The following is a 2,474-nucleotide window of genomic DNA, read 5'->3' on the forward strand; positions in this document are numbered from 1 at the left end:
TGTAGACGTCAAGTTGATTTTGACACTTTTTGCTCGTTTGCCTTTTACACTTCTGCCGAAAACAATGATTTCCGGTTCCTCATCCGATGACTGTCGTCATCACTATGTATGATTTCGACGCGATGGAGTAAACGGTCCAGTATCGCAGTCGTGATGCCCTGGTCTCCGATCAATTCGCCCCATTGGTCGGGGCTTTTGTTCGAGGTCAGGATGATCGAGCTGCGCTCATAAAGGTGGTTGACGAGATGGAAGAAGAGATTGGCTTCTCGTTGGTCCATGGCCATGTACATCAGGTCATCGATAATGACCAGGTCCGAATCTCGCAACCTTTTTAACTGGATCTTCGACTTACTTGAGAACTCTTCACTTTTTAATAGTTGGACGAGTTCGCCCATCGTGACGAAATATACCTTGAACCCGTGGTTGACCGCCTCGATTCCTAGCCCCACAGCCAAAAACGTCTTTCCGACGCCCGGAGGGCCCAAGAGGATCAGATTGTACTGTTGTTCGAGCCAGTTGAGCTGTTTCAACTGCTTCAGCTGTCGGGCGGTCAGTGCGGTCTGTTCCTCTAAGTTGAACTCCGAGAGGGGTTTGATGAACGGGAATCGGGCCCACTTCATTCGTCTCTCCAAACTTTTCGCGTCTCGTTTGGCACGTTCATGGTTCGTGATGGCACTTAGAAATTCGATATACGTCCAGGAGGCCATTTCGGCCTCTCTCAAAATCTGCGGGAGGGCGTCAGCCGTCTCGGCGAGACGAAGCTGCCGAAAGTCCTGTTGTAGCTCGGAAACGCTTTGACTCATTTTGCCGTCACCCCTTTCAGGATGTCGGTGTAGGCTTGGATCGGCCTCGTTGCGACTTGTATCCCGGATTTCTTCGGACGTTCGGTATCGGGTTTTGGATCATGCCCATCGTCCGAGAGGATCGCGAGATAGTGGACCACGTCTCGGAAATCGTTGGCGCTGAACAGACTCTCTTGCGAACACTTTTCCAGTGCCGTCGTTAAGTGATTGGGGTACATGGTCGCGACGTCCCTGATGATGTTGAACTGGTCACGTCGGTATCTCGGGTAACGCCTTGAGAGCTCACCCAGATAATCGGACGCGGCCTCTCTGTCCTCGAAATAGGCGAGGACTTGTTGCTTCAGTTCTTCGATTCCTTTGGAACGATCCCGAAGGTGGTCACGGTTTTGAATCAGTTTTCCGCTCTCTTTGCTGATCCGGTGATCTGCGATCACGTTCCCCTCGGGAGACTCGCGGATCAATAATCGATCCTGATCGGTCACCTCGACGAATACCACCTTTTTCTTGGCCGATGAGTAGGTCCCGATTGGGACGGTGTAGCGGTTTGAGCGATAACGGATTGTGTTGTCCTTGCCGACGTTCCTTGCTATACTTTCCATATGGATACTTTCGAAAGAGAGTAGCGATAAGACCGGTTGTAAGTGTTGTTTTTCGACGGAGAACACTTCAGCTGGTCTTTTTTTCGTTGTCTGATGGACGTTATGATTTCCTGTCCTCTCCAACCATCTCATGGAACGGTCGTTCCAATCCTCGATATGCCGGTACACTCGGCTGTCCGCAAAATTCCGTTTGATGTACTTCACGACGTTCTCGATCATCCCCTTCGACTCCGGGTCGGCCCTGCGACATAGATGGATTCTGAACTTCCGTTCGTTCACATAGGCTTGAAACTCATTGGTCAATAGGACGTCACCTGCGTTCTCGTTGATTGCGATGAGGTGATCCTGGTCGTAGACGATTTCAGAAGGGCGCCCACCATAGAAGTGGAACGCATTTTCATGGCAGTGAATGGTGTCCTTGGTGGTGAACGGACGTTCTCTCCATTCCACATACTTCATCCGAGAGTGCGCAAGTACGAACGCGATGAAATAAAGCTTTATCGTTTTCCCGTCTTTAGTCCGTTGTCTGGTCTCACCCCAGTCCACCTGTACTTGCTTGCCCATCGGTTGTTCAGGGATGGCCTCGTAATGGCGGACGATCCTTTTCTTTTCAATCTGATAGACTTCTCGGATTTCCTTCACGTATGTCCTGACCGTGCTCGACCCGACCGAGAGGTCGGGATATCTTTCAAGTAACCAGTCATGTACTTGTGCGCTGCTCAAATGCGGATACTCCTCCAACCATGCAATGATCCAGTCCCGATATGTGTCGAGTTTCTTCTTTCGTGAACAGACTTTTCCGTCAAATTCATGTAGGGCGTCTTCATACGTCATATTCAGGTACTTATATACCGTCGGTCTTGATACCTTCAGCGCTGTGGCGATTTGAGCCACTTTGATGTTTTGCTGATACATTTGATGAATCTTGATGTGTAGCACTAACTTTTCCTCCAAATCCATTCCCTCCAGATAAAATAGCCTCAACTACTCTATCGGAGTTCTGTTCTGATTCTTCGGCAATAGTGTAAAATCGTATCGAGCAAAAACTGTCAATTTTATTCTAGCGTTCACA

Annotated in this window: 2 protein-coding genes; both read right to left on the reverse strand. The window is 49.4% G+C overall.

The features are described 5' to 3' along the window. Positions 1 to 44: 44 nt before the first annotated feature. The gene (gene istB / locus EVJ33_RS15075; RefSeq protein WP_131438362.1) at positions 45 to 803 is read right to left on the reverse strand and encodes an IS21-like element helper ATPase IstB; all 759 of its coding nucleotides are present in this window, start codon (positions 801 to 803) and stop codon (positions 45 to 47) included. Then, the gene (istA, locus tag EVJ33_RS15080) at positions 800 to 2,341 is read right to left on the reverse strand and encodes an IS21 family transposase (RefSeq protein ID WP_131438364.1); all 1,542 of its coding nucleotides are present in this window, start codon (positions 2,339 to 2,341) and stop codon (positions 800 to 802) included. The genes istB and istA overlap by 4 nt, the downstream gene beginning before the upstream one ends. Positions 2,342 to 2,474 lie beyond the last annotated feature (133 nt).

It is taken from the genome of Exiguobacterium sp. SL-10, assembly GCF_004337025.1.
GTDB lineage: Bacteria > Bacillota > Bacilli > Exiguobacteriales > Exiguobacteriaceae > Exiguobacterium.

Excerpts from the sequence above, each read along its gene's own strand:
- istB (WP_131438362.1), bottom strand. The coding sequence starts at position 803 with ATGAGTCAAAGCGTTTCCGAGCTACAACAGGACTTTCGGCAGCTTCGT.